Origin of the sequence: Streptodolium elevatio (genome assembly GCF_040649515.1) — a bacterium.
Taxonomy (GTDB): Bacteria; Actinomycetota; Actinomycetes; order Streptomycetales; family Streptomycetaceae; genus Yinghuangia; species Yinghuangia elevatio.
The window spans coordinates 1-23,421 of record NZ_JBEZFP010000026.1 but is presented as its reverse complement, the minus strand read 5'-3'; the positions used below and the strand labels follow the sequence as shown (position 1 = coordinate 23,421).

The following is a 23,421-nucleotide window of genomic DNA, read 5'->3' as shown; positions in this document are numbered from 1 at the left end:
CCCGGGGGTGTTTCGACCTACGACCGTCGTGCCGCGCGCGGTCAGGCGCGGCGGCGGTGGACGGCGAAGGCTATGCCGCCGCCCGCAAGGATCAGCGCCGCGGCAGCGGCGCCGATCAGAGTCGTGCTGTTGTCGTCCCCGCCAGTGTCCGCAAGTACGGGGGCAGGGGAGGGAGTGGAGGGGACGGGCTGGGGAGTGTCGGTCGGCCGGGGGCCGGCGGAGCCGCTGGGAGTCGGCGACGGGCCGGGCGAGGAGTCGGTGGTCACGATGGCGAACTTCCCGCGCTCGCCGCAGAATTCCGCGATCGGGGCCGGCTCTTCCGCGGTGGTGTCGAGGACGTCGGCGGCCAGGTAGGTGACGCCGTCGCCGGGCTTCGCCGCGCCGGTGAACGACATGCGCAACTGCTGCTCGACGGCCGAACGCGGCTGGACGCCGACCGTTCCGGGCAGCGGGTTGATCATCTCGCCGGGCACCTCCATCGCGGGCACCGGCTTCCAGGCCTTCCCGTCCGACGACGACTCCAGCTTGACCAGCGCGCTGTCGTTCCCGCTCGTCAGGTCGAACGCGAGCATCGTGCTCAGGGCGGTGTACGTCGAGTCGGTCGCGTTGTCGATCTTGAGCGTGAACTCCTTGGGCGTGCCGCCGGGAGCGTGTGTCGTCGGGTGGTTGACGAGCGAGACCACGGGGGCGCCGAGCTTCACGGTGTCCGTGTCGGTCGCCGCCCCGCCCGCGGCGGCCTTGGCTGTCTCGCCGACGGGGGTTGCCGTCGTCGTCAGCGTGATGTGGCCGTACGGGTTCGCGGGATCGGCGGGCTTCGGAGCGGACGGGTCATGCGAGTTGAAGGTCGCCAACTCGCCGTCGGGCCCTGCCGGGGCCTTGGGCGCGACCCGTACGCGCATCTTGACGACCTGCTCGCCGGACCCGAACTCACGTTGTGGCAAGGCCGCGGTCACGCTGTCCGAACCGGCGGCGGCGACGGCGACGTCACGCCAGGCTCCGTCGTTGTCCTGCCACTGCAGCGCGACGGTCTGCGGACCGAGTCCGCCGAGCGCGGGGTTGAGGTTCGCCCCCGCCAGGGTGAACGCGAGCTTGGTGCTGTGCGCGGCTTGGCCGGAGTTGGTGACCTTCACCGTGAAGGCGGTGGGATCGGCGGCAATGCCGAGGACGCCCGGGGCGGTCGTCTGCACGGTGAGGCCGGACTCGGCGGAGGCGGAGCCCGCGCCGAGTACGACGATCGCCGGCGCGGTGGCGAGTAGGGAAGCCGTCGCGGTGACGGCGAATGAACGGCGCAAGGTTTGCTCCAGGATGCGGTGGGCGGAGTCGCCACGAAAGGAGGTTGTGGGGCGCGGTGGATCCCCGAAGGACGTGATCGGTCATGTTGCCGACGCCACCCCCGGGCGGAACCGCCCAAGGTCACGCGGACATGCCGAATCAGCGCGTGTGCGGCGGATCGCGTCGAACGCGGTCGATCGCAAAGAGTGCACGCGGAACTCCGGGCAGACGCACGCAACTTCGGTTCACAAGGCTGTGATGCGCCGACCCGGACGAACCCGCCTTGCGGCGGGATGAGGGTTCCCTAGGAAGGGATTTGTGCGGCCGACTCGACGTCAGTCACACGGGCCGCCCGGTGGCGGCGCGCAGCGCGCGCGTCGGCGTCGCCGGGGTACGCGCGTCGGCGGCCCGGCACCTGGTAGGTCGTGTCCGCACGCCGGTTCGAGGCGTGCGGCAGCGGCAGTCCGCGGGCACGCGCCCGCGACTGGAAAGTCCAACATGGTTCCCCCCAATGTGAACGCAGTGATGCTACAGGGGCTGTTGCGTTCACGCCGGGTTCTGGGGGCAGCTGGGCTTGGTGCCGATGACGACTGTTGCGTCCAGGTCTTCGCAGGCGAGTACTTCGACGTTGAGGCCGTTGGCCTCGAACGCCCGTGCCGTATAAGGCGCTTGACGTTCGCTCGTCTCGACCAGTAGGCGTCCGCCGGGGGCCAGCCAAACGGGCGCGGCCTCGGCCACGCGGCGCTGGATGTCGAGGCCGTCCGTGCCGCCGTCGAGTGCCGCGCGCGGCTCGTGGTCGCGGGCCTCGGGAGGCAGAAGCTCTATTGCGTGTGTGGGGACGTACGGTGCGTTGGCGAGCAGGATGTCGACGCGGCCCAGCAGGTCGGCGGGAAGGGCCTCGTACAGGTCCCCTTCGTGGACCTGGCCGCCCGCGGCCGCGAGGTTGCGCCGGGCGCAGCGGACCGCGGCCGGGTCGATGTCGGCCGCGTGCAGGTCGACGCCGGTGACGAGTGCGGCAAGCGCCGCGCCGAGCGCGCCCGAGCCGCAGCAGAGGTCGACGACCACCGTACGCGGGGACGCGAGCACCGCAGTGCCGCCACCGCCGGTACGCGTGCGCCGCGTGGGCTCGCCGGACGCTTCGGCGGCGTCCGCCGACTCGTGCGTGAGTGCCGCCGCGATGTGCACCAGGAACTCCGTCCGGCGGCGCGGTACGAACACGCCCGGCTCGACGGCTATGCGCAGGCCGCAGAACTCCGCCCAGCCGAGGACGTGTTCGAGCGGATGCCCGGCGACCCGGCGGGCGACCAGGGCGGCGAGTTCGTCGGCGGAGCGGGATGCGGAGACGAGCAGTTGGGCCTCGTCCTCGGCGAACACACACCCGGCCGACCGCAGCGTGGTCACGACGGCGGACAGCGCGGCGGGCGTAGCGGGCGGGGCCGGGAGAGGCGGCGCGGGGACGGGGCGAACGTGCGGTGGAACCGGCATGAGGGCCTTTCGGGATGCCGAAGGGTGCCCTCGCGATCGCGTCGTCAGAACGCGGCGATGGTGCGTCCGTGAGGTGAGGACACCCAGCCTGCTGAAGCGGGAATGGGTCTCACCTCCTCGGTCGAAGCCGTCGCCCGGTCGATTCCGGACGGGCCAAGATTACCCCAGCACCCGGGCCCGGCGGTGCCCGGCCGCCGGGCGCGACCGCCGGCGGTTCAGCCGCAGCCGAATACGCGTGTGATGTCGATGACGGTGCCCTTCTTCACCCGGGCGCCGTCGGCGGGGCCGTCGATGCCGCTGTCGTGGCCTTGGGCGGCGTCGTGGACGGCGTTCCCGACGCCGGCGCCGTTGTCCGGCCGGCCGCCGTCGTCGCCGTGGGTGTGGCCGAGAGCGTCGCGGACGCATTCGGAGCGGGGCTGCCCGTGGATGTCGCGGCCGGATCCCCGGAGCCGGCATCTGTGGGCGACGTCGCGGCCGGAGACGAGGAACCGGATGCCGGCGCGCCGGGACGGCGTGGGGCCCGCCACCGTTTCCTCGGGCTCCTCGGGCAGCGTGAGTTCCCCAGGCTCACCAGGCTCCACGGACCGCCCAGGCCTTCCGGACTCCCCAGGCACTCGGGGCTCCCCGAACGCGACGGTCTCGCCGGTCTCCTCGTACGGCTCCCACGGTTCCCGCATGCCCGTTCTCCCCTGCCATTTGCGAACCGAGGTCGAGCCGCAGCTGAGGAAGACCCCGAACTCCCGTGAAAGGCCCGGGAGTCAGGGCGGGCCTCACGTCGCGTGCGCAGCCCGCGCCATCGTAGGTTCGCTCCGGTCCACGGGCCGTCGAGCCGCCCGATCACGAGGCATCGCAGCCGGATCACGCAAGAGAGGCGTGGCTTCCGCGCGGAGCCGGCCGACTCGTGTCAGGCCATTTCGGGTACGTGGCGTCGGGCCCGGAGGGCGAAGCGGAGGCTGAGCACGGTCTCCGGGTCGTCCAGGTCCGTGCCGAGCAACTGCCCGATCCGGGCGATGCGGTCGTACAGGGTCTGGCGGTTCAGGTGCAGGTCCCGTGCCGTCTCGGCCTTGCGGCCCGCGTGCGTGAGGTACGCCTCCAATGTCGGCAGCAGCGGCTGCCGGGCCGTCCTGTCGTGTTCGAGCAGCGGGCCGACCGCACGCCGGACGAACGCCGCGAGGTCCGCGTGTTCGCGCATGCGCCACAGCAGCAGCTCGATGTCGAGCCGGCGCGCGTCGTACCACGGCTGTTCGGCGAGCCCGCGCGCCGCGGAGGCCGCCTCGGCGGCGTGCCGGAGTCCCGGTCCGGCGGCCGCCCAGGGCCCGGCCGCGCCGACCACCACGACGGGCGGCTGCGGACCGGGGGCGAGCCCCGCGCGGCCGAGCCCCGTGCGGAGCGCGGACGCGACGCGGTCCGCCACGGCCACGCGTTCGCCCGCCGTACGCAGTCCGAGCAGCAGTGCCAGGCGGCATTCGACGGGGCGTACGCCGAGCAGCACCGGCAGTCCCAGCGCGGCGAGTTCCTCCTGCACCGCCCGGGCGATCGGGGCCCAGTCCGCGCCGCCCACGACGCCGATCCCGCCCCGGACGCCGCTCATGGCCCGGACGCCGCCCATGGCCCCGCCACCGCCCACCCCGGCGACCCCGCCGACGCCTCCTTCACCGCGGCTGTCGGCCCCGAGCCGCACGACGACCGGCAGCAGCGGACCGGTGTCGTGGCCGAAGCCCAGCACACGCGCCTGGCGCGCCGCGTCCTCCTCGGCGATCCGGCCCTCGGCCAGGTCGCTCAGGAAGTCGCCGCGTCCGCGCGCGGCCAACTCCTCCTCGTGGCGGGCCTGCCGCAACGCGACGGCGAGCAGTCCCGCCGCGTGGTCCATGACGATGCGTCCGACCGCGGGCAGCGGGCCGTGGACGGGCAGGACGACGAGTCGGCCGCGTACCGCCTGGTCCGAGGATCCGCCCTGGGCCGGGCTGCCGGCCGGGACGTCGACGATCAGTGCGGTGCCCGGCGACGCACCGGCGGCGCCGTTCGTACGGCCGCCGCGCAGTCCCGCCCAGGCGTCGATGGGGTCGGTGTCGCTCGCCGCCGCGGCGCCGCGCTGCGCGTACAGCAGCCGACCGTCGGCGTCCTCCAGGTAGACGGGGTTGCCGACGCGCTCGGCGAGCAGCGCGAGCACCTCGGGTACGCCGCCTCCGCCGAGCAGGATCTCGGTGCATCGGCGGTGCACCTCCTCGCCTTGCCGCAGAAGTGCGTAGTGGCCGTTGACGATCTCGGTGTGGATCGCCTCGGTGACTGCGACAAAAGGGACTTCACGGTGCAATTGGATCAGCGGGAGGTCGCGAATACGCGCCGCCTCGACCATCGCCGCGGGCAGCACGTCGAAGCGCTGGCCGAGTTCGACCACCAGCGCGGCGATGCCCCGGTCGGCGAGCTGGGCGACGAAACGGCGCTGGTCGGCGGGCTTGGGGCCGATCGCAAGGCCGGTGGTCAGCAGTAGTTCGGCCCCACGCAGCAGCGACGCGATGTTGGGCACCTCGCCGGTGTGCACCCAGCGGATCGGCCGGTCCAGGCCGTCCGGCGCGGCGACCACCTCGGGCAGCCCCCGGCGCAGCGGCGGCAGTTCGAGGGCCTGGCGCACGGTGATGCCGGCGACGGACGACGATCCGGCGGCCGGCCCGGCCCCGGACGCGTGTGCGGAACCGAGCCCGGATGCATGTCCGGAGCCGAGCCCGGTCCCGTGTCCGGAACCAGCCCCGGGCGCGGGCGTTGTTGCGGGGGCGGTCGTACCGGCGACGCTGAGTAGCCTGCCGCTGGAGTCCATTTGCGGCACGCTACCGGCCGGCCGGCGGTTTGTGGATCACGGGAGCGTTTCGGACCCCGCACACCGTCGCCTTGCCCCGACACTACGTCGCCCTGGCACGTGGAACGCCTGACCTGCTGTCGGTTGTAGGAGAACGCGTTCCGCATCCAAGCTGACGGCCCGTCGGTACGCGGTGCCGCCACGCACCCCGTCCGCGTCAATCCCTGCGTCGTCCCCGGCGCGCTCCCTTGTGAAGGAGGTGGCATGACCACGGTCAGCAGCACCGACGGCCCCGGAACCCCCGGCGCCGACGGCCCCGGCGCCGAAGCCCCCGGAGCCGAAGGCCCCGGCGAGGTCAACCGGCTGAAGGCGAACTCGGTCGGCCTCGTCGGCGTCGTCTTCATGGCCGTCGCCACGGCGGCCCCGATCACCGCGATGACGGGCAACCTGCCGGTGATCGCGGGCAAGGGCGGCAACGGCCTCGGCGCGCCCGCCGCGTACATCATCGCGACGCTGGTCCTGACCGTCTTCTCGGTCGGCTACGTGACGATGGCCAAGCACATCACCGCGGCCGGCGCGTTCTACGGCTTCATCTCGCACGGTCTCGGGCGCGTGACGGGCATGGCGGCGGGCCTGATCGCGGTCATGGCGTACATCGTCTTCGAGGCGTCGATCCTGGGCTTCTTCGCGAACGCCCTGCACGGCCTGGTCGACGAGCAGTTCGGCGTCGACGTCCACTGGGGCGTCTTCGCGTTCCTCGGCATCGCCGCCATCGGCTGTCTCGGCTACTTCGACATCCACCTCACCGCCAAGGTGCTCGGCGTCGCGCTGGTCCTGGAGATCGCCGTGCTGAGCGCGGTGTCGCTCGCGGTGCTGTTCACCGGCGGCGGCCCGGACGGCTTCCTCGCGGGGGACGCGCTCAACCCGCTCAACGGCATCAAGGGCGCCGACGGCACGATCGGGGCCGCGGCCGGCTTCGGCCTGTTCTTCGCCTTCTGGTCATGGGTCGGCTTCGAGTCCACCGCGATGTACGGCGAGGAGTCCCGCGACCCCAAGCGCGTCGTGCCGCGCGCGACCCTCATCTCGGTCGTCGGCGTCGGCCTGTTCTACGTGTTCGTGTCCTGGATGATGGTCTCCGCCGAAGGACGCGGCGTCGTCGAGGACGGCAGCGGCCTGTTCTACAACCCGCTCGGCGACCACTTCGGCGGCTGGGCCGTGGACGTCTTCCAGTGGCTCATCGTCACCGGCTCGTTCGCCTGCGCCATGGCGTTCCACCAGTGCGCGTCGCGCTACCTGTACGCGATCGGCCGCGAGGGCTTCATCCACAAGGCCCTCGGCAGGACGCACCCGTCGTACGGCTCCCCGCACATCGCCTCGATCGTGCAGACCTGCCTGACGATCGCGATCGTCAGCGGCTTCCTGCTGGCCGACCAGGACCCGGTCGTGCACATGTACGGACTGCTCGCGCTGCTCGGCACGATGGCCATCCTCATCGTGCAGACCCTGTGCTCGTTCGCGACCGTCGGCTACTTCCACGTGCAGGGCAAGCACCCCGAGAGCAAGCACCCGGTCAAGACGCTGATCGCGCCGGTCGTGGCCGGCGTCGCGATGATCGGCGTGGTGTTCCTGCTGGTGTCGAACCTGGAGGATGCGGCGGGCGCGGCGTCGACCAGCCTGCTGTTCGACCTCATCCCGTGGATCGTCGGCGTCCTGTTCGTGGCCGGCATCGGGTTGGCGCTGTACATGAAGAACGCGCGCCCTGAGGCGTACGAACGCATGGGCCGCATCATCCTCGAGGACGCCGGGGAGCGCGACGCACGGCCCGACGTGCCCGCCCAGACCACCGGCAACGCGAAAGCCGACATCTCCTGACCCTGATCCTGGCTCTGACCCCCTGACCCTGACCTGGCCGAACAACCCCCGTCCGCAGCGCCCTTGACTGCACGTCAGGCCGACGCGTGACGCGGTCACCAAGGCCCTCGGGCCGTACGCAGCACCGCCGCATCCCATCCGGCGGACCCCCGCACCGCGTACGCCCCGGGGGCCTTTGCACTTCCCGCACCGCCACCCGAACCGTCGAAAGGACCCCTCCATGGCCCGCACCGGTCCGATGCACGCCCTGCGCCGCATGATGGCCGACCACGCCTCGGCCGACCGACTCCGCATCCCGGTCGACGAGTTCCGCGGCATGCGGAGCGAGGCCGCCGCCGAACCGGGCGGCCCCACCCGCCGCGCGCTCGTACGCCGCGCGGCCGCGGTCGGGGTCGGCATCGGCCTGGGGGCCGCCGCGGTGGCGCGTCCCGCGACCGCCGCCACCCCGACGCCGCCGATCGACACCGATGCCCGCGTCGCGATCATCGGGGCGGGCGTATCCGGTCTCACGGCGGCCCTGACGCTCGCCGACTCCGGCGTCGCGGCCACGGTCTACGAGGCGAATCCGACCCGGGTCGGCGGGCGCATGTACACCCAGCGGACCTACTGGGGCGGCGGGCAGACGTCGGAGATCGGCGGCGAACTCATCGACACCGGCCACAAGAAGATCCTGGAGCTGTGCCGCCGGTTCGGGCTGTCCACGGTGGACTTCGCCGCCGCCGGCCCGGCCGGGGCGGTCGAGACGCTGTGGTTCGACAACGGCTACTACGCGCGCTCGCAGGCCGACGAGGACTTCAAGGCGATGTACCAGGCGGTCCGGCGCGACTACCAGCAAGCCGGGGACGTGATGTGGAACAACGCGACGCCTACCGGTGTGGCGCTGTCCAACATGAACCTGCGGGCGTGGATCGAGTCCCGCGTGCCGGGCGGATACGCTTCCCGGCTCGGGCAGTTCCTCGATGTCGCGTACAACGTCGAATACGGCGCGGACACCGTCGACCAGTCGGCGTTCGCCGCGGTCTGCATGCTCGGCTGGCAGAGCAACCCCGGGCACTTCAACATCTGGGGCGGGTCGAACGAGCGCTACCACGTCGTCGGGGGCAACGACCAGGTGACGCAGGCCATGGCGGCTGCTCTGCCGTCGGGTGCGATCCGGATGGACCACCGGCTGGTCGCGGTCCGCGCGAACGCGGACGGCACCCAGACGCTGACCTTCGACAACGGCGGAACGACCAGGACGGTCACGGCCGATCACACGATCATCACGGTGCCGCTGCCGATCCTCCAGGGCCTTGACCTGTCGCGTGCCGGCTTCGACCCGCTGATGACGAACCTGCTGCGCGACGCCCGCATGGGATATGTCACCAAGCTGAACATGAAGTTCACCGGCCGCCCGTGGCGCGGTACGGGCGCCTGGCCGGGCGTCGCGGCGGGCGACTGCTTCACCGACCTGCCGTTCCAGCAGACCTGGGACACGACGAAGGCGCAGCCCGGCGCCGGGGGTGTGCTGATCCAGTACGGCGGCGGCAGCCTTGCCCACGGCCTCAACCCCGGCGGCCCGTTCAACACCGACAGCGACCCGGTGGTGCGGTCGACGGCGGCGGCGTACCTGGCCCAGATCGACACGGTCTTCCCCGGCACGCGTGCGGCCTGGACGGGCAAGGCGCAGCTGTCGGCGTGGCACAAGAACCCCTACTCACTGGGGGCTTACTCGTACTGGCCGGTCTCCTACCTGCACCGGTACGCGGGCTACGAGGGCACGCGGCAGGGCAACGTGCACATCGGCGGCGAGCACACGTCGTACGACTTCCAGGGCTTCATGAACGGCGGGGCGGTCGAGGGCGAGCGGGCCGCGAACGAGGTCCTGGCGGATCTCCGCTGACAATCTGATTTGTCGTCCTGTGCGCCCCTGTTGCCCGGCGGGCGGCCGACGACGTGCGACGTACCTTTCGGCCCCGACGGCGCGGTTTGCCGTCGGGGCCGATGGGCATCCATGGCCGGGTACGGCGATCTGGTGAACCGAACTTGACTGATAGGTAAGGATCTGTCAGTAATAGTGCTAGATGTCCGATATTTGAGTGGGTAGTTAACGGATGCCGCTGGGTCTGTCAAGACCCAAGAAAGGGGCATTGTCGGTCAGTTCGGAAGGGAACTCGCCGACGAAACCGGGGTTATCCGGTCATCCCATGACAGATGAGTATTCTTCCGGGTAGATCTGGACCGGCCCGACGCCACCGAACCACGAGCCACGTGGACGGAAGTGCAGGTCGGTCAGGCGGAACAAAGGGCAGTCTGATGAAACGTCAGGCGGCTCATAGCTCAACCGGTCGTGGCCTGCCGCACTGACCAGCACCCGCCCTCCCACCTGCCAGGGGAGGGCGGTCGGCTTTCCCGGACCGACGTGGACGATCGGCAGGCTCCCCGCTCCCGTCCGCATCGACGATATCCGGGCATGGGACGGGATCCGCGCCGGGTGGGGACCGGCGGGGACGGGGAGGCGGGGACAAAGCGGCAGGGACGCGTAGGGGCAGGGCGAGACCAGGGCAGGAACCGGGGCGAGGGCCGGAACCCGGGGCGGGAAGCGGGCCGGTCCGAGGGCGGGGCCCGCCCGGGACGGCAGCGTCGACGTACTGTTCTCGACACTGATCACGTGGCGGTCGGGCGTCGGCAGGGGAGGCGGCCGTGGGGGAACCCGCAGAAGAGGCATTGGCGGTCGTGGCCGCTGCGGCGGTCGTCGCGGGGGGCGGCAGTCGTGGCCGACAACCTGCTGCGCGGGCAACCCGGGGGCGGCGTAGGCCAGTTGACCCGGATCGCGCAGTGTGACGAGCGCCATGGGAACCCATGACGCGCTGCGGACAGGTCGAGGCATGAACCGATCTCTCCGGACCAGGGCACGCGAGGGCGATCCAGCCGCGTTCGCCACCCTGTTCGACAGCTATGCGGGGGCGATCCACCGCTACGCCCTGCGCGTCACCGCCGACTGGGCGACTGCCGAGGACGTCGTATCGCTCACCTACCTGGAGGCCTGGCGGCTGCGTGCCAAGTTGCGGCCCGACGAGGGCGAGGGCGACGACGAGGACGCCGAGCGCGAGGGCGACGAGCCAAATGCCCACGGCGACGGTTCCGGCAGTACGGACGGGAGGGGCGGGCACGCCGACGGGGCGGCACGCCGTACCCGGGACGGGCCGCCCGGCGCCCCGGGTGGCGAAGCGTACGACGGGCTGCGCTCCTGGCTGTTCGGCATCGCGACCAACGTCCTGCGCAATACCGCCCGGTCGGCCCGGCGGCACCGCGCGGCACTCGACCGGTTGCCGCCGCGCGGCGACGTACCCGACTTCGCGGACGACGTGGTCGAGCGCGCCGACCTCGCCGAGCAACTGGCCGCGGCCCGCGCGGCGTTGGACCGCCTCGGCCGCAACGAGCGGGAAGTCGTCGCGCTCGTCGTGTGGTCCGGCCTCGGGTACGCGGAGGCTGCCGAGGCCCTCGGGGTGCGGGTCGGCACCGTGAAGTCCCGCCTTTCGCGCGCCCGCAAGCGGCTGCGCGAACTCACGCAGGACGAGCTCCGGCAACGGCGAACGGACCGGGAACCCCGTCGGCTCGGCGGACAGGCGACAGGTGACCGCCACGCGGCGGTCCGGTCGGGGGCACAGCCCCAGGGGAGGACACCATGAAGCCGGAACCACCGTACGAAGTACGGGCGTTCGGGAGCGGCGCAGCACCGGACACGGGCACGGGCAGCGACGCGGGCACGGTCGCCGATGAGCGCGACGTGGCGCGGCTGGCACCCGGAGCGGACGTACCGGGCCTTCCCCTCGGCCGCCACCAGCAGCTGAGGGAGCACCTGATGAGCGAGATCGAACGCGAGACCGTCCCGGCCCCGTCACGGAGGCCCTCGCGGGCCCCCGGCGGCGCGCGCCTCCGCTGGACGCTGATCGCCCCGGCGGTCGCCGCGGCCGTCGCGGGTGCCGTGGTCGTCGGCGCCGCGGTGATCGAGGGGCCGTCCTCGCGGCCGACGGTCTCCGCGGCGGACCGCGACGCCGCCGCCGGCCTGCTGGCCCGGGCCGCGCTGGTGGCCGGGGCGAAGGCCGAAGTCCCGGTGCGCGACGACCAGTACGAGTACATCGAGACGTGGGGCGCGAGCGCGAAGATCGAGATGGTCGACGGGAAGTACCGCACGACCCTGATGCCTCCCTCGAAGAACGAGGTGTGGCGTCCGGTGACCGGCACCGGCGAGATGCTGATGCGCTCCGGGAACGGCAGCGAGTTCCGCGATTCGGTAACCGCGCCCGCACCCGGGGAGAAGATCTCCGGCCACCCCGGGTACCGCTTTTTGGAATCCCTGTCGACCGACCCCGGCACTTTGCTGGGGCAACTGCGCGAACTCGCCCAACCCAACGACAACCCGCCCGACCAAAGGGTGTTCACGCTCATCGGCGACATCCTGCGGGCCGGCGTCATGCCGCCCGAGTTCTCCGCGGCGCTGTTCCGCGCGGCGGCCGAGCTGCCCGGCGTCACCGTCGTCCCGAACGCCACCGACGCCCTCGGGCGGCCGGGTGTCGCGGTGGCCATGGTCGCGGCGCAGGGCTCCCGAGAGGAGTGGATCTTCGACCCGGACACCGCGGAACTGCTCGGCTGGCGCGACGTCGCGGCCCGCGACAACGACGAGATCGCGGTGAAGAAGGGACAGGTGCTGGACAGCACCGCGATCGTGCACCGCGGCATCGTCGACCGTGCGGGCGACACCCCGCCGCTCGCGCCCGGTGACCCGACGCGTGCGGTGCCGTCGGGAGGGCCCGCGGCCTGACGCGACGCAACCCAACGCGACACGAAACAGCGCGACGCAACGCAACGCGACACGGCACAGCGCGACACGGCGCGGCAACGGCACCAACGACGACGGCCCGCCTCCCTTGTGGGGAGGCGGGCCGTGCGATGCGCGGATACGGGTCGAGAATCCGTACCAGGCAGGTGCTGCGGGTCCTGCGGTCGTGCGGGTCCTGCGGTCGTACGGGGTCCTGCTACTGCTTGACGTTCGGCACCGTGTCGTCGTACCCGGCGACATCGGTGATCGGGCGCGAACCCGGGCCGATGTAGCGGGCCGACGGGCGCACCAGGCGCGACGTGCGCTTGTGCTCCAGGATGTGCGCGCTCCACCCGGCGGTGCGGGCGCAGGTGAACATCGAGGTGAACATGTTGGCCGGCACCTCGGCGAAGTCCAGGACCACCGCGGCCCAGAACTCCACGTTGGTGGCCAGGACGCGGTCCGGACGACGGGCGTGCAGCTCGTCCAGCGCGGCCTGCTCCAGCGCCGCGGCGACCTCGTAGCGCGGCGCGCCGAGCTCCTTGGCGGTACGCCGCAGCACGCGCGCACGCGGGTCCTCCGCGCGGTACACGCGGTGGCCGAAGCCCATCAGGCGTTCGCCGCGGTCCAGCACGCCCTTGACGTACTGGGTCGCGTCGCCGCTGCGCTCGATCTCCTCGATCATGCCCAGCACGCGCGAGGGCGCGCCGCCGTGCAGCGGGCCCGACATGGCGCCGACCGCGCCCGACAGGCACGCCGCGACGTCGGCACCGGTTCCGGCGATGACGCGGGCGGTGAACGTGGAGGCGTTCATGCCGTGCTCGGCGGCCGACGTCCAGTAGGCGTCGACGGCCTTGACGTGCTTCGGGTCCGGCTCACCGCGCCAGCGGATCATGAACCGCTCGACGATCGTGTCGGCCTTGTCGACCTCGCGTTGCGGGACCATCGGCTTGTCCAGGCCGCGGGCCGACTGGGCGACGTACGACAGCGCCATGACGGCGGCACGGGCCAGGTCGTCGCGGGCCTGCATGTCGTCGATGTCGTGCAGCGGTTTCAATCCCCACACCGGGGCGAGCATGGCCAGCGCGCTCTGCACGTCCACGCGGATGTCGCCGGAGTGGATGGGAATCGGGAACGACTCCGCGGGCGGGAGGCCGGGGTTGAAGGCGCCGTCGACGAGGAGCCCCCAGACGTTGCCGAAGGAGACGCGCCCGACGAGATCTTCGATGTCCACGCCGCGGTAGCGGAGCGCGCCGCCCTCCTTGTCGGGTTCGGCGATCTCCGTTTCGAACGCTATGACTCCTTCGAGCCCGGGTACGAAGTCGGACATCAGGCGGCTCCTCATGCGATCTCGACTGACTTGTGGTGACTTGTGGCCGGGTCTTTCATACCCCGCGTTACCACAACCTGTCTTCCCCCGGAAAGGCCCGGAACCCCGGCGCAAGATCGTTACTGCGCGGGCTGGCGGACATCCCCGTAGGGCTGCGAATCGGTGGTTGGGCGAAGCGCGCGTGTTGTGGCTTCGCCTGTGAAGTTGTGGGCGACGGTTGTCGACAGGCAACAATATCTCTTGATGTCGAGATGACCTAGACAAGGCAGCCGACGACCACGTGAACTCCGGCACACAACCGCTCGTCAACGTGCCGATTCGCACGAATGGGTGTCACTCGTTCGGACCTGTACCCCCGTGGTTTCGGTGTGCCCGGGCATGGGGTGCTACCAAGGAACCGTGGACCTCGACGACCTCATGGCGATGCGCCGCCAATACCGCAACGAAGGCATCGACGAAGCCTCGCTGACCCCCGCGCCCATGCCGCTGTTCGCCCGCTGGCTCGCCGAGGTCGTGGCAGCCGACCTGCCGGAGCCCAACGCGATGGTGGTGGCGACCGCGTCGCCGGACGGGCGACCGAGCACCCGGACGGTGCTGCTCAAGGAGTACGGCGAGGACGGCTTCGTCTTCTACACCAACTACGACTCCCGCAAGGGCCGCGAACTGACCGCGAACCCGTACGTGAGCCTGCTCTTCCCGTGGCACGCGATGGACCGGCAGGTCATCGTGACGGGGTCGGCGGAGCGGGTGCCGGCGGAGCGGACCGCGGCGTACTTCCGGTCCCGGCCGTACGGCTCGCGCATCGGGGCCTGGGCGAGCGCGCAGTCCAGCGTCGTCGCGTCGCGCGAGGACCTGGAGAAACGGTACGCGGAGCTGGAGGCCCGCCACCCGGAGGGCTCGGACGTTCCGGTGCCGCCGTTCTGGGGCGGCATCCGCGTGGTGCCGGACGCCGTCGAGTTCTGGCAGGGCCGCGAGAACCGCCTCCACGACCGCCTGCGCTACCGCCGCGAGGCCGACACCTGGGTGATCGAGCGCCTGAGCCCCTGAGCTCCTGAGTCAGTGCTTCCGGTGCACCTTGTGCTGCGCGGCCTGCGCGAGCGGCCGGAGCACCATCAGGTCCACGTTGACGTGCGCGGGCCGGGTGACCGCCCAGACCACCGCGTCGGCGACGTCCTCGGCGGTCAGCGGCTCGTCGACCCCCGCGTACACCGCCGCAGCCCGGTCGCTGTCGCCGCGCATGCGGTTGACCGCGAACTCGTCGGTCCGGACCATGCCGGGCGCCAGCTCGATGACGCGGACCGGACGCCCGTTCAGCTCCAGGCGCAGCGTGGCCGCGATCGCATGGGTGCCGTGCTTGGCCGCGACGTACCCGCCGCCGCCCTCGTACGCCTGATGGGCTGCCGTCGACGACATGACCACGACGGTCCCCGCCCCCGACGCGATCAGCGCGGGCAGCAGCGCCTGCGTGGTGTGCAGCGTGCCGAGCACGTTGACCTGGTACATCGCGAGCCAGTCCGCCGGATCCCCGGACTCCACCGGATCGGCGCCGTACGCCGCTCCCGCGTTGGCCACCAGCACATCGCACCGCGCCAGCGACCCCGCGAACGCGTTCACCGCCGCACGGTCGGTGACATCGAGCCGGTGCGCCGAAGCCGCATGCCCCGCGTCCCGCAGCTCCTTCGCGATGGCCTCGATCCGCTCGGCGCGGCGCGCGGTCAGGACGACGGCATACCCCACGGCGGCCAACCCGCGGGCGCTCGCGGCACCGATGCCACTGCTCGCACCCGTGACGACCGCGACGCGCTGATCCTTGGCGTTCATGCGCTGGAGCAAACAGCACGCCCCCAACCGACGCAAGCGCGACCCGCACGTCAAGCTGCGGCACCGCAGCCGCTCCAACGCCGAAGATGCCGGATTGGCGTGGCGCCAAGGTGCCGACCTCGGTCCCGCGTCCGCGCCCTTGCCCGGGAAACGCAGCGACCCGCAGGCCTTCTCCCTTGGTGGGAGGTGCCGAGGGGACGTCCTCGGCGAGCCTGCGGGTCGGGTGTCTGCCTGGTTTTCGCCGACCGCCTGGTTCACCCCGTCACGCTGCAGTCGAGACGGGCCAGACTTCGGTCGGGAGACCGGAGTGGCGGCTAGCGGGCAGCCACCTCACGCGTCCGATACGTACTCAAGATCGAACCACCTCCTTTCCCGTGTACCGCAGAAGGTAGATCGCCCTCGGGCGGGCCGCAAGGCAATTTTCGGGTGGCACATCTCATGCGCGGAACGGGAACAGGAGCAGGCCGAGCGGGCGTTTGAGGGCTTGCGACTTCGGGGCGTCAGCTGCGCCGGGGCGGGGCGGCGGTTCGGTGGGGGCGTTCGGGTGGTCTTGGAGGTGCGTCGGGAAAGTCCGACACCAGGTGTCAGGTTTTGCGCGGAGCATGAGGTCGTCGGTCCGGCGTCGATGGCGCCGGGGGCCGAGTCCACGTACAGACAAAGGACCTTCATGCGCGAAACGCCCCAAGACCTCCAGGAGTTGCAGGCTCTCCTGGACGCCTCGCTCTCCCGTTCCGGATCGCACCTGCGTTCGATCATCAATGACGAGCGGACACTCACCGCGGAGCAGGTGAGCCGGGTTCTCCGCGGAATGTGCGTCCTCACCGTGTCCACCGTGACGGCGAAGGGCGAGCCGCGGATCAGCGGTGCGGACGGGCACTTCCTGCACGGCAAATGGCATTTCGGTACGGCGCGCGACGCGGCCAAGGCGCGGCATCTCGGCGCGCGGCCCGCGATCAGCGCCGCGCATATGCGCGGTGAGGAGTTGGGGGTGTTCACGCACGGCACGGCCGAGGTCCTCAACCCGCACGGCGGCGAGCCGGCCGCGGACTGGCCGGAACTGCTCGCGTACTTCAAGGAGTTCTACGGGGCGGACGGCTTCAACTGGGACGAAGACGTGGTGTTCTACCGGCTGCAACCGCACTGGATGACCGTGTACGCCCCCGACTTCGACAAGCTCGTGGGAGGCCCCTCGGCCTGACGGCGGCCGGCGGTGGGGGACGGCCCGCTCGGCGGGCGGCCGCGCGGGCGGCGTGGGGGATCTCACGGGGTGCCCGAGGGCACATGAGGGCGTTTGGGCGCTTGGATTCCGGAGTGCCCACATCTCCCGCCCCGGCCGCGGGACGGATCCGCCGGTTCACGCGGGCCGTCTTCGCCGACACCACGCCGCTGCGCATATCCCACGACTACCGACGGCTGTGGTTCGGCGGCACCGTGAGCATGCTCGGCCAGCAGATGACCTCGCTCGCGGTCGCCGTGCAGGTCTACAACCTCACCGGGTCGAACTTCTCCGTCGGCCTGGTGGGCCTCTTCTCGCTGGCGCCGCTGATCGTCTTCGGCCTGCTCGGCGGCGCCATCGCGGACAGCATGGACCGGCGCAAGCTCGGGCTCATCGCGTCCACCGGCCTCGCCGCGATGAGCCTGCTGCTCGCCGCGCAGGCCGTCCTCGACCTGCGCCAAGTGTGGCTGCTGTACGGGGTGGTGGCCGCACAGTCGGCGTTCTTCGCGGTCAACAGCCCCACGCGTACGGCCATGATCCCGCGACTCCTCCCACCCGAACACCTGCCCGCCGCCAACGCGTTGTCGATGCTGAGCATGACCCTCGGCATGACGGTGGGGCCGCTGCTGGGCGGGCTGGTGATCGGGCTGTGGGACACCGAGACCGTGTACGTCGTCGACGCCCTCGCCTTCGGCGCCGCGCTGTACGCGATGTGGCGCCTGCCCGCGATGCCGCCGGAGCGGGCGAACGGCACTGCTGCCGAAGGTATTTCGGCCGACGGCGCCGCGACGGACGATGCGGCGACGCAGGGCGCGGCGAAGCGGGGCGCGGCGAAGCGGGGCGCCGCGACGGGCGGCAAGCGGCAACGGGCTTCGGTGGCCGAGGGGTTCCGCTTCCTGCGGACGCGGCCCAACGTACGCATGACCTTCCTCGCCGACATCGCCGCGATGGTCTTCGGCATGCCGCGCGCGCTGTTTCCGGCGATCGCGGCGTCCTGGTACGGCGGCGGTTCGCGTACCGTCGGCCTGCTCACCGCCGCGCCGGCGATCGGCGCGTTCGCGGGAGCGTTGTTCTCGGGATGGTTGGGCCGCGTGCGCTACCAGGGGCGCGCGGTGATCCTGTCGATCGTCGCGTGGGGCCTGGCGATCACGGCGTTCGGCGCGACGAACTGGCTCTGGCTGGGCGTGTTCTTCCTCGCCGTCGCGGGCTGTGCGGACACCATCAGCGGCGTCTTCCGCAACACGATCCTCCAGGTGGCCACCCCGGACGAACTGCGCGGGCGGCTCGCGGGGGTCTTCATCGTCGTGGTGGCGGGCGGACCGCGCCTCGGCGACTTCGAGTCGGGCAGCGTTGCCGCGGCCGGCACCGAGCGGATCTCCGTGGTGAGCGGCGGACTGGCATGCGTGGTGGTCGTGTTGGCGCTCACCGCACGGTGGCGCGGCTTCTGGCGCTACGACGCGCGGAACCCGGTGCCCTGACCTGGCTCCACCGGACGCGGGGATCGATCGGGAGCGCATGGGGGCGCGGCCGCCTGGGAGGGACGGCCGCGCCCGATGTACCCGCGGACCCGCCGAGGAGCCGTCACCTCTCCACGGTGGGCCCGAGGGCCGACTGCACGGCGCCTCCGTGCCGCGGCGCGCCGACGCAGCGCGGCACGGAGGCACCGAGGTGCCACCGAGTCCGTCAGCGCGTGGCGCGGCGGCGGGCGTACAGGAGCGAACCGGCGCCCACGGCGAGCACGGCCGCCGCGGTGCCGGCCAGCAGCGGTACGGAGCCCTCCGACCCGCCTCCGGTCTGCGCCAACTCGCCCGGGCCCTCCCCGGCCACCGGCACCACCGCGCCGTCGCCCGAGGCGGACGGGTCGGCTTCGGCGGACGTGGCGGTGGCGGCGGAACCTGCGGGCGTGGCGGGGGAGTTCGCCGGTCCGGTCGGGGTTGCCGCGGAACCGGCGGCCGGGGCGCCGTGCCCGCTGTGGTCCTCGCCGCCTCCCGTGCCCGCCGTCGCGGGCTTGGTCGCCGGCTTGGTCGCGGTACCCGCGTTGCCCGCGGTGCCGCCGCCGTTCGGCTTGCCGGTCGAGGGAGTCGCGGCCGGGGGTGCGGCGCTGCCGCTGCCGTCGAAGGCGACGTCCGAGCAGGAGTAGAAGGCCTCCGGGCTGTCCGAGCGCTGCCACACGACGTAGATGAGGTGGCGGCCGGACCGCTTGGGGAGCTTGCCCTTGATGACGTAGGCACCGTTCTCCACCGCCGGGTCGACCGCCGTGGCGAACGGCGTGGCTTCCAGGTCCGACCACTTGAGCGGCTTCGTGACGTCGAAGCCCTCCTTGGTGATGTAGTACTCGAACTTGCCCCGGTGCTGCGCGGTGGCCTTGAACAGGAACGTGTACGCGCCGCCCGAAGGCAGGTTCGACGTCGGCCAGTCCGTGCGCGGCAGGTCGAGCCCGGCGTACTGCGGGTTGCCCGCGCTGCACAGCTTGCCGTCCGGGATGAGCTCGCGGTGCCGCCCGGACGCCGCCGCGATGTTGACCGCGTTGGGGTCGTAGAACGGCGCCGGGTTGTTGCCGACCGCCGCCTTCGCGGCCCGGCATGCCGGGAGCCGGAAGTTCTCCGGGTTCTCGCCGCCCTGCGTCGAGCACAGCTGGATGCGGCTCGGCGGGTTCTGCGACGTGCCGTGCGCGTACGCGTTGCCCGAGCCCAGCACCCCGAGTGTGAGCGGGAAGGCGGTGAGAGCGGCGACGGCGGCGGAGCGGCGGATCTTCATCAGACGGCACATCCTCGACTGTCCGGAAACCTTGCGTCGCGAGGGACGCTAGCGCCGTGGAGAGTGGGAAAATGCCTGATCAGAGGCCGTACGACGATCCTTATGCGGCTCTTAGGGGAGGGATCGGCGGCGGTTAAGGCGGGCGGTCCGGCACAGCCGCCCCCGCGCCCGCCCGAACTCTCGACTCAGCCGGTGCGGGGCGCGATCCAGACCGCTTCGGCGTGCGCGGCGACGCGGCCGTCCCCGTCGTACAGCGTGGTCGCGGTCCGCAGCTTGCGGCCCTCCTGGCCGAGCAGGCGCCCCATGACCACACATCGGTCCCCGGCGTACGGCAGTGCGTCGATCCGCGCGGTCATCCGCCCCAGCAGGAGCACCGGCTCACGGGTGGCGAGCGCGGTCCAGCCGCCGGGGCAGTCGAGCGCGGCCCACACGAACTCCGGCCGTACGTAAGTGTCTTCGCCGTCCGCCAGGGACACGTCGGGCACCCACGCGCACGCGGTGGTGCCGGGCCGCTGCGGCAGCAGCCCCGGGAACAGCCGCAGCCCGTCGCCCTCGGCCCGCTCCGTGCCGCACACAAAGCACGTGGGGTACGGGTGCTCCGCGCCGCGGCCCGGGAAGAACGCCGCGGACGACTCCGCGGCCAGCTCGAACGACACCGGTTCGACCGGTTCGAAGGCCTCGACCAGTGCCTCTTCGGCCGCCGCGACCTCGGCCACCAAGGCGTCGCCGTCGTACAGCCCCAGGCCCCCGGCCGACTCGCCGGCCAACCTCAACGAGCGCTCCAGCGGCGGCGGTTGCCGCAGCGTCACGGTGGCGCAGCCGACGCCCGGAGCGCGTCCGGACAGCCGCTGCGAGAGGAGCCCCGCGACGTACCCCCCGTTCCCCGACCCCGGCGGCCCGTTGAACCGCGCGGCCACGCTGAGCACGCTGTCGCTCACGCCACTGCTCGCGCCACCGCTCGCACCACTGCTCACGTCATTGAGCACGTCAGGGTTGCTGGACCCACCGTCGACACCGGCCATGCCGACCACCGTACCCAGCCCGCCCCGCCCCGACGCGCACCCCCGCACCGGACGCGGGACGGTGCCGTGGATCATGGTGCGCTCGCCGGACGGGAAGGCGGGCAGGCGGGGCATGGCCACGGTGGGAGGCAGACCGGTCGGCACAAAGCCGACCGGGTTCAAGCAGTGGGCGGTCGCGGTGTTCCTCGTGATCGCCGGGCTGCTCGGTTCGGCGGGGGTCGTCGCCGGCGGCGTCGCGCTGCCGGGCGAACTGCGGGAGGGCCGGGCCTACCGCGACGCGAAACCCTGCGCGGGGACCGTCGTCGCGGATTGCCGCCAAAACGCATACGCCCAGGTCGTCGACCTGCGCAGCGAGCCCAGCGGCCGCCGGTCGAGGCACTACCACGCGCGCTTCGCCGGCTCCGACGTACCCGCGGACTGGCTGCGCATCGACAAGAGCGCGTACCAGGGCCTCCAGAGGTCCGCGTGGGTCCGGCTCGAACTGTGGCGCGGCGAGGTCACCCGGGTGCGGCATGGCGACCGCACCTGGGAGCTCGCGAACTCGCCGGGGAAGACCGACGTCGAAGGCGTCGCCTTCCTGTTGATGCTGCTGTTGTTCGCGCCGCTGTGGCTGGCCACCGGGGTACGCCGGATATGCGGCGTCGGAGCCACCGGTCTGTGGCCCGACGGCGACCGCGTCCGCGAGTCGGTGAACGGCGCCATCGTGGTCCTCGTGGTGGTCGCCGTCGCGGCGCTCGGCTTTTCCTCGCACCTGACGCCGACCACGGTCTCCCTCGTCTGGGCGGGCGCGGTCGCCGTGGTCGGCACGGTCCTGGTCCTCAGGTGGCGCCTGACCCGGCACACCGGCGACTGACGACGCGGGGCGGTCGTCCGCCCCGCGTGTGTGCAGTCAGGTGCGAACGCGCCGACGCGGGGCCGGTGCGGGCGGGCCTACCGCAGGTAGAAGATGCGGTCGGCGTTTTCCGTGAGGAGGCGGTCGTTCCAGGCGGCGCCGCCTTCGATGTTGGCGGACATGAAGACGGGCGGCTCGACGCCGAGGGCGACCAGGCGGCCGATGACGGTGACCATCAGGGTCTGCATGACGGCCGAGCAGACGACCCCCGAGGTGGGCCCGACGCGCTGCGGGACGCCCGCCACGTCGAGCGCCGCGTCGCCGGCGGGCACACCCGCGTCCAGCACGACGTCGCAGTTGTCGAGGAGGCGCGTGCCCGAAGGGTGCCGGGGCGCCTCGGCGTTGCTGGCGGCCACCGAGGTGACGCCCACGACCAGGGCGCCGCGGTCGCGTCCCTGACGGGCCATCTCCACCGGCAGGCCGTTGCGGCCCGACAGGGAGATCACGACGAGGACGTCGCCGGTGCGGACGCCGGCGCCGTCGAGGACGGGGGTGGCCAGTTCGGGGAGCTTCTCCACCGCGCTGCTGGTGGTGATCGGCCGCACCCCCAGGTCGTTGCCGGGGGCGATGAGCGGGTTGGCGAGGATGAGGCCGCCCGCGCGGTAGACCACGTCGTACGCGTTGAGCGCGGAGTGCCCGCCGCCGAAGACGAAGAGGCGCCCGCCGGCGGCCAGCGACAGCGCGATGCGCTCGGCGGCGTCGTCGACGGCCGGAAGCTCCTTGTCACGCAGTCTTTCGAGCAGCGCGATCGCGGCGTCGAGGTAGCGCGCTCCCAGCTCGCCCATGGGCAGTCCTTCGGGGTCGTCGGCACCGTGCGGGAACACTGCGCCGGGCGGGGTCGTTTGGTACAGACCACGCACGGTGCGTGGTCGGGGGGCCGCCTGTCAACCCGCGTCCGCCGGCCGTCACCGGCGGGCCGGTCGGGGTCCGGCGAGGACCGTGCCCGGCCCGTGCCCGGCCCGTGCTTGGAGATACGTCCAACAGACGCGGCGCTCCCGACGCGCTTACCGTCGAGGCCGACGGTCTGTCCGTCGGGGAACGGCGCACAAACACCTGGGATGACGACACAATGTCGGGACGTTGTGTCTGTACGGCGCGCCGGAGCGGGCGGCGTACGCGCCGGGAGTGAATCCGGCAGCGTTACGCCCGACGCGTCGAACCCGTTGGCGTGGGCGGTCCCGGCCGCCCCGTCGGTGGGACAGAATTGGAGGCAGGACCACGAAGAAACGGAGCTGGCGGTCGTGAGTGCACTCATCGACACCACGGAGATGTACCTCCGGACCATTTTCGAGCTGGAAGAGGAGGGCGTGGTCCCGCTGCGCGCCCGCATCGCCGAACGGCTCGGGCAGAGCGGACCGACCGTCAGCCAGACCGTCGCGCGCATGGAGCGCGACGGGCTGCTCACGGTCGAGGGCGACCGTCATCTGGAGTTGACCGACGAGGGCCGGTCCCTGGCCACGCGTGTCATGCGCAAGCACCGGCTCGCCGAGTGCCTGCTCGTGGACGTCATCGGGCTGCCCTGGGAGCAGGTCCACGCAGAGGCGTGCCGCTGGGAGCACGTGATGAGCGAACAGGTCGAGCGCCGTCTGCTCGAACTGCTTCGCCACCCGAAGGAGTCGCCGTACGGCAATCCCATCCCCGGCCTCGAGGAACTCGACCGCGACCTGCACGCGGACGACTTCATGGAAGGCCTGGGCACCCTGCTGGACGTCGCGGGACCCGAGGGCAAGAACGTGGTGGTGCGCCGCATCGGCGAGCCGCTGCAGACCGATGCCCAACTCATGTACACGCTGCGGCGCGCGGGCGTACGCCCGGGCGCGGTGGTGAGCGTGCACGAGTCGGCGGGCGGGGTCATGGCGGGCAGCGGTGGCGAGGCCGCCGAACTGTCCCCGGAGATCGCCGCGCACGTCTTCGTCGCAGTGCGCTAGTCGGTCGCCGCGAATGTAGGGAGGACCAGCCGGTGCCGCCCTTGGGCGGCGGGCGTTCGCGGTGACGAAGCACGCGTAGCAGTCGCACCAGGCGCAGTGCGCCTGGTGCGACTGACGCCACGGCGAACCCTGCCGTGAACGGCGCGGCGCACACAACGAGAAGTGCGGTGACCCGGCGCCCCGTGCGCCGGGTCACGGAACGGGCGGGGCGGCGGCACACCTGTGTGCCGC

General features: G+C 72.1%; 18 protein-coding genes. 9 read left to right on the top strand and 9 right to left on the bottom strand.

Features of this window, described 5'->3' with window-relative positions; genetic code table 11:
- Positions 1-41: 41 nt before the first annotated feature.
- The 4 genes from AB0C36_RS12870 to AB0C36_RS12855 form a co-directional block, all read right to left on the bottom strand.
- Positions 42-1,292, bottom strand: a complete 1,251-nt coding sequence (locus AB0C36_RS12870; protein WP_358353010.1) for a hypothetical protein — start codon at positions 1,290-1,292, stop codon at positions 42-44.
- Between the two features lie 526 nt (positions 1,293-1,818).
- Entirely contained in the window at positions 1,819-2,757 is a 939-nt protein-coding gene (locus AB0C36_RS12865; protein WP_358353007.1) for a putative protein N(5)-glutamine methyltransferase, read from the bottom strand.
- Between the two features lie 215 nt (positions 2,758-2,972).
- On the bottom strand, positions 2,973-3,434 hold the full coding sequence (locus AB0C36_RS12860) for a hypothetical protein (RefSeq protein ID WP_358353006.1): 462 nt from the start codon (positions 3,432-3,434) through the stop codon (positions 2,973-2,975).
- Positions 3,435-3,661: 227 nt separating this feature from the next.
- Positions 3,662-5,572 (bottom strand): PucR family transcriptional regulator, encoded by a 1,911-nt coding sequence (locus tag AB0C36_RS12855; RefSeq protein ID WP_358353004.1) that lies wholly within the window; start codon positions 5,570-5,572, stop codon positions 3,662-3,664.
- 243 nt (positions 5,573-5,815) lie between these two features.
- Between AB0C36_RS12855 and AB0C36_RS12850 the strand changes: the two genes are divergently transcribed.
- From AB0C36_RS12850 to AB0C36_RS12835, 4 genes are all read left to right on the top strand, one after another.
- Positions 5,816-7,423, top strand: a complete 1,608-nt coding sequence (locus tag AB0C36_RS12850; RefSeq protein WP_435839031.1) for an APC family permease — start codon at positions 5,816-5,818, stop codon at positions 7,421-7,423.
- A 220-nt stretch (positions 7,424-7,643) separates the two neighbouring features.
- On the top strand, positions 7,644-9,305 hold the full coding sequence (locus tag AB0C36_RS12845) for a flavin monoamine oxidase family protein (RefSeq protein ID WP_358353003.1): 1,662 nt from the start codon (positions 7,644-7,646) through the stop codon (positions 9,303-9,305).
- A gap of 985 nt (positions 9,306-10,290) precedes the next feature.
- Positions 10,291-11,094, top strand: a complete 804-nt coding sequence (locus AB0C36_RS12840) for an RNA polymerase sigma factor (protein ID WP_358353001.1) — start codon at positions 10,291-10,293, stop codon at positions 11,092-11,094.
- Entirely contained in the window at positions 11,091-12,227 is a 1,137-nt protein-coding gene (locus AB0C36_RS12835; RefSeq protein WP_358352999.1) for a CU044_5270 family protein, read from the top strand. The genes AB0C36_RS12840 and AB0C36_RS12835 overlap by 4 nt, the downstream gene beginning before the upstream one ends.
- A gap of 214 nt (positions 12,228-12,441) precedes the next feature.
- Here AB0C36_RS12835 and AB0C36_RS12830 read toward each other — a convergent pair whose 3' ends face one another.
- Positions 12,442-13,554, bottom strand: coding sequence for a citrate synthase 2 (locus AB0C36_RS12830; RefSeq protein WP_358352998.1), 1,113 nt, complete (start codon positions 13,552-13,554; stop codon positions 12,442-12,444).
- A gap of 417 nt (positions 13,555-13,971) precedes the next feature.
- Between AB0C36_RS12830 and pdxH the strand changes: the two genes are divergently transcribed.
- Positions 13,972-14,601 (top strand): pyridoxamine 5'-phosphate oxidase, encoded by a 630-nt coding sequence (gene pdxH, locus AB0C36_RS12825; RefSeq protein ID WP_358353093.1) that lies wholly within the window; start codon positions 13,972-13,974, stop codon positions 14,599-14,601.
- Between the two features lie 9 nt (positions 14,602-14,610).
- Here pdxH and AB0C36_RS12820 read toward each other — a convergent pair whose 3' ends face one another.
- A complete protein-coding gene (locus tag AB0C36_RS12820; protein WP_358352996.1) occupies positions 14,611-15,375 on the bottom strand; it encodes an SDR family NAD(P)-dependent oxidoreductase in 765 nt (254 codons plus the stop codon).
- Between the two features lie 667 nt (positions 15,376-16,042).
- Here AB0C36_RS12820 and AB0C36_RS12815 point away from each other — a divergent pair.
- Together AB0C36_RS12815 and AB0C36_RS12810 are read left to right on the top strand one after the other, a co-directional pair.
- Positions 16,043-16,573, top strand: a complete 531-nt coding sequence (locus AB0C36_RS12815; RefSeq protein WP_358352994.1) for a pyridoxamine 5'-phosphate oxidase family protein — start codon at positions 16,043-16,045, stop codon at positions 16,571-16,573.
- Between the two features lie 113 nt (positions 16,574-16,686).
- Entirely contained in the window at positions 16,687-18,069 is a 1,383-nt protein-coding gene (locus tag AB0C36_RS12810) for an MFS transporter (protein WP_358352992.1), read from the top strand.
- A 205-nt stretch (positions 18,070-18,274) separates the two neighbouring features.
- Here AB0C36_RS12810 and AB0C36_RS12805 read toward each other — a convergent pair whose 3' ends face one another.
- Both AB0C36_RS12805 and AB0C36_RS12800 read right to left on the bottom strand, forming a co-directional pair.
- Positions 18,275-19,348 (bottom strand): lytic polysaccharide monooxygenase auxiliary activity family 9 protein, encoded by a 1,074-nt coding sequence (locus AB0C36_RS12805; RefSeq protein ID WP_358352990.1) that lies wholly within the window; start codon positions 19,346-19,348, stop codon positions 18,275-18,277.
- Between the two features lie 185 nt (positions 19,349-19,533).
- Positions 19,534-20,490 (bottom strand): hotdog family protein, encoded by a 957-nt coding sequence (locus AB0C36_RS12800; RefSeq protein WP_358352988.1) that lies wholly within the window; start codon positions 20,488-20,490, stop codon positions 19,534-19,536.
- Between AB0C36_RS12800 and AB0C36_RS12795 the strand changes: the two genes are divergently transcribed.
- Positions 20,483-21,223: a hypothetical protein gene (locus tag AB0C36_RS12795; RefSeq protein WP_358352986.1), complete on the top strand. Its 741-nt coding sequence runs from the start codon at positions 20,483-20,485 to the stop codon at positions 21,221-21,223. The genes AB0C36_RS12800 and AB0C36_RS12795 overlap by 8 nt on opposite strands.
- A gap of 77 nt (positions 21,224-21,300) precedes the next feature.
- Here the strand turns inward: AB0C36_RS12795 and AB0C36_RS12790 are convergent, their stop codons facing one another.
- Positions 21,301-22,047, bottom strand: a complete 747-nt coding sequence (locus AB0C36_RS12790; RefSeq protein WP_358352985.1) for a sugar isomerase domain-containing protein — start codon at positions 22,045-22,047, stop codon at positions 21,301-21,303.
- Positions 22,048-22,503: 456 nt separating this feature from the next.
- Here AB0C36_RS12790 and AB0C36_RS12785 point away from each other — a divergent pair, with 456 nt between their 5' ends.
- Positions 22,504-23,190, top strand: coding sequence for an iron-dependent transcriptional repressor DtxR (locus AB0C36_RS12785; protein WP_358352983.1), 687 nt, complete (start codon positions 22,504-22,506; stop codon positions 23,188-23,190).
- The last annotated feature ends 231 nt before the right edge of the window (positions 23,191-23,421 follow it).

Bases quoted from the DNA above. Each gene is read 5' to 3' on its own strand.
- AB0C36_RS12865 (WP_358353007.1), bottom strand. From the start codon at position 2,757: ATGCCGGTTCCACCGCACGTTCGCCCCGTCCCCGCGCCGCCTCTCCCG.
- AB0C36_RS12860 (WP_358353006.1), bottom strand. From the start codon at position 3,434: ATGCGGGAACCGTGGGAGCCGTACGAGGAGACCGGCGAGACCGTCGCG.
- AB0C36_RS12855 (WP_358353004.1), bottom strand. From the start codon at position 5,572: ATGGACTCCAGCGGCAGGCTACTCAGCGTCGCCGGTACGACCGCCCCC.
- AB0C36_RS12850 (WP_435839031.1), top strand. From the start codon at position 5,816: ATGACCACGGTCAGCAGCACCGACGGCCCCGGAACCCCCGGCGCCGAC.
- AB0C36_RS12845 (WP_358353003.1), top strand. From the start codon at position 7,644: ATGGCCCGCACCGGTCCGATGCACGCCCTGCGCCGCATGATGGCCGAC.
- AB0C36_RS12840 (WP_358353001.1), top strand. From the start codon at position 10,291: ATGAACCGATCTCTCCGGACCAGGGCACGCGAGGGCGATCCAGCCGCG.
- AB0C36_RS12835 (WP_358352999.1), top strand. From the start codon at position 11,091: ATGAAGCCGGAACCACCGTACGAAGTACGGGCGTTCGGGAGCGGCGCA.
- AB0C36_RS12830 (WP_358352998.1), bottom strand. From the start codon at position 13,554: ATGTCCGACTTCGTACCCGGGCTCGAAGGAGTCATAGCGTTCGAAACG.
- pdxH (WP_358353093.1), top strand. From the start codon at position 13,972: ATGGCGATGCGCCGCCAATACCGCAACGAAGGCATCGACGAAGCCTCG.
- AB0C36_RS12820 (WP_358352996.1), bottom strand. From the start codon at position 15,375: ATGAACGCCAAGGATCAGCGCGTCGCGGTCGTCACGGGTGCGAGCAGT.
- AB0C36_RS12815 (WP_358352994.1), top strand. From the start codon at position 16,043: ATGCGCGAAACGCCCCAAGACCTCCAGGAGTTGCAGGCTCTCCTGGAC.
- AB0C36_RS12805 (WP_358352990.1), bottom strand. From the start codon at position 19,348: ATGAAGATCCGCCGCTCCGCCGCCGTCGCCGCTCTCACCGCCTTCCCG.
- AB0C36_RS12795 (WP_358352986.1), top strand. From the start codon at position 20,483: ATGGCCACGGTGGGAGGCAGACCGGTCGGCACAAAGCCGACCGGGTTC.
- AB0C36_RS12790 (WP_358352985.1), bottom strand. From the start codon at position 22,047: ATGGGCGAGCTGGGAGCGCGCTACCTCGACGCCGCGATCGCGCTGCTC.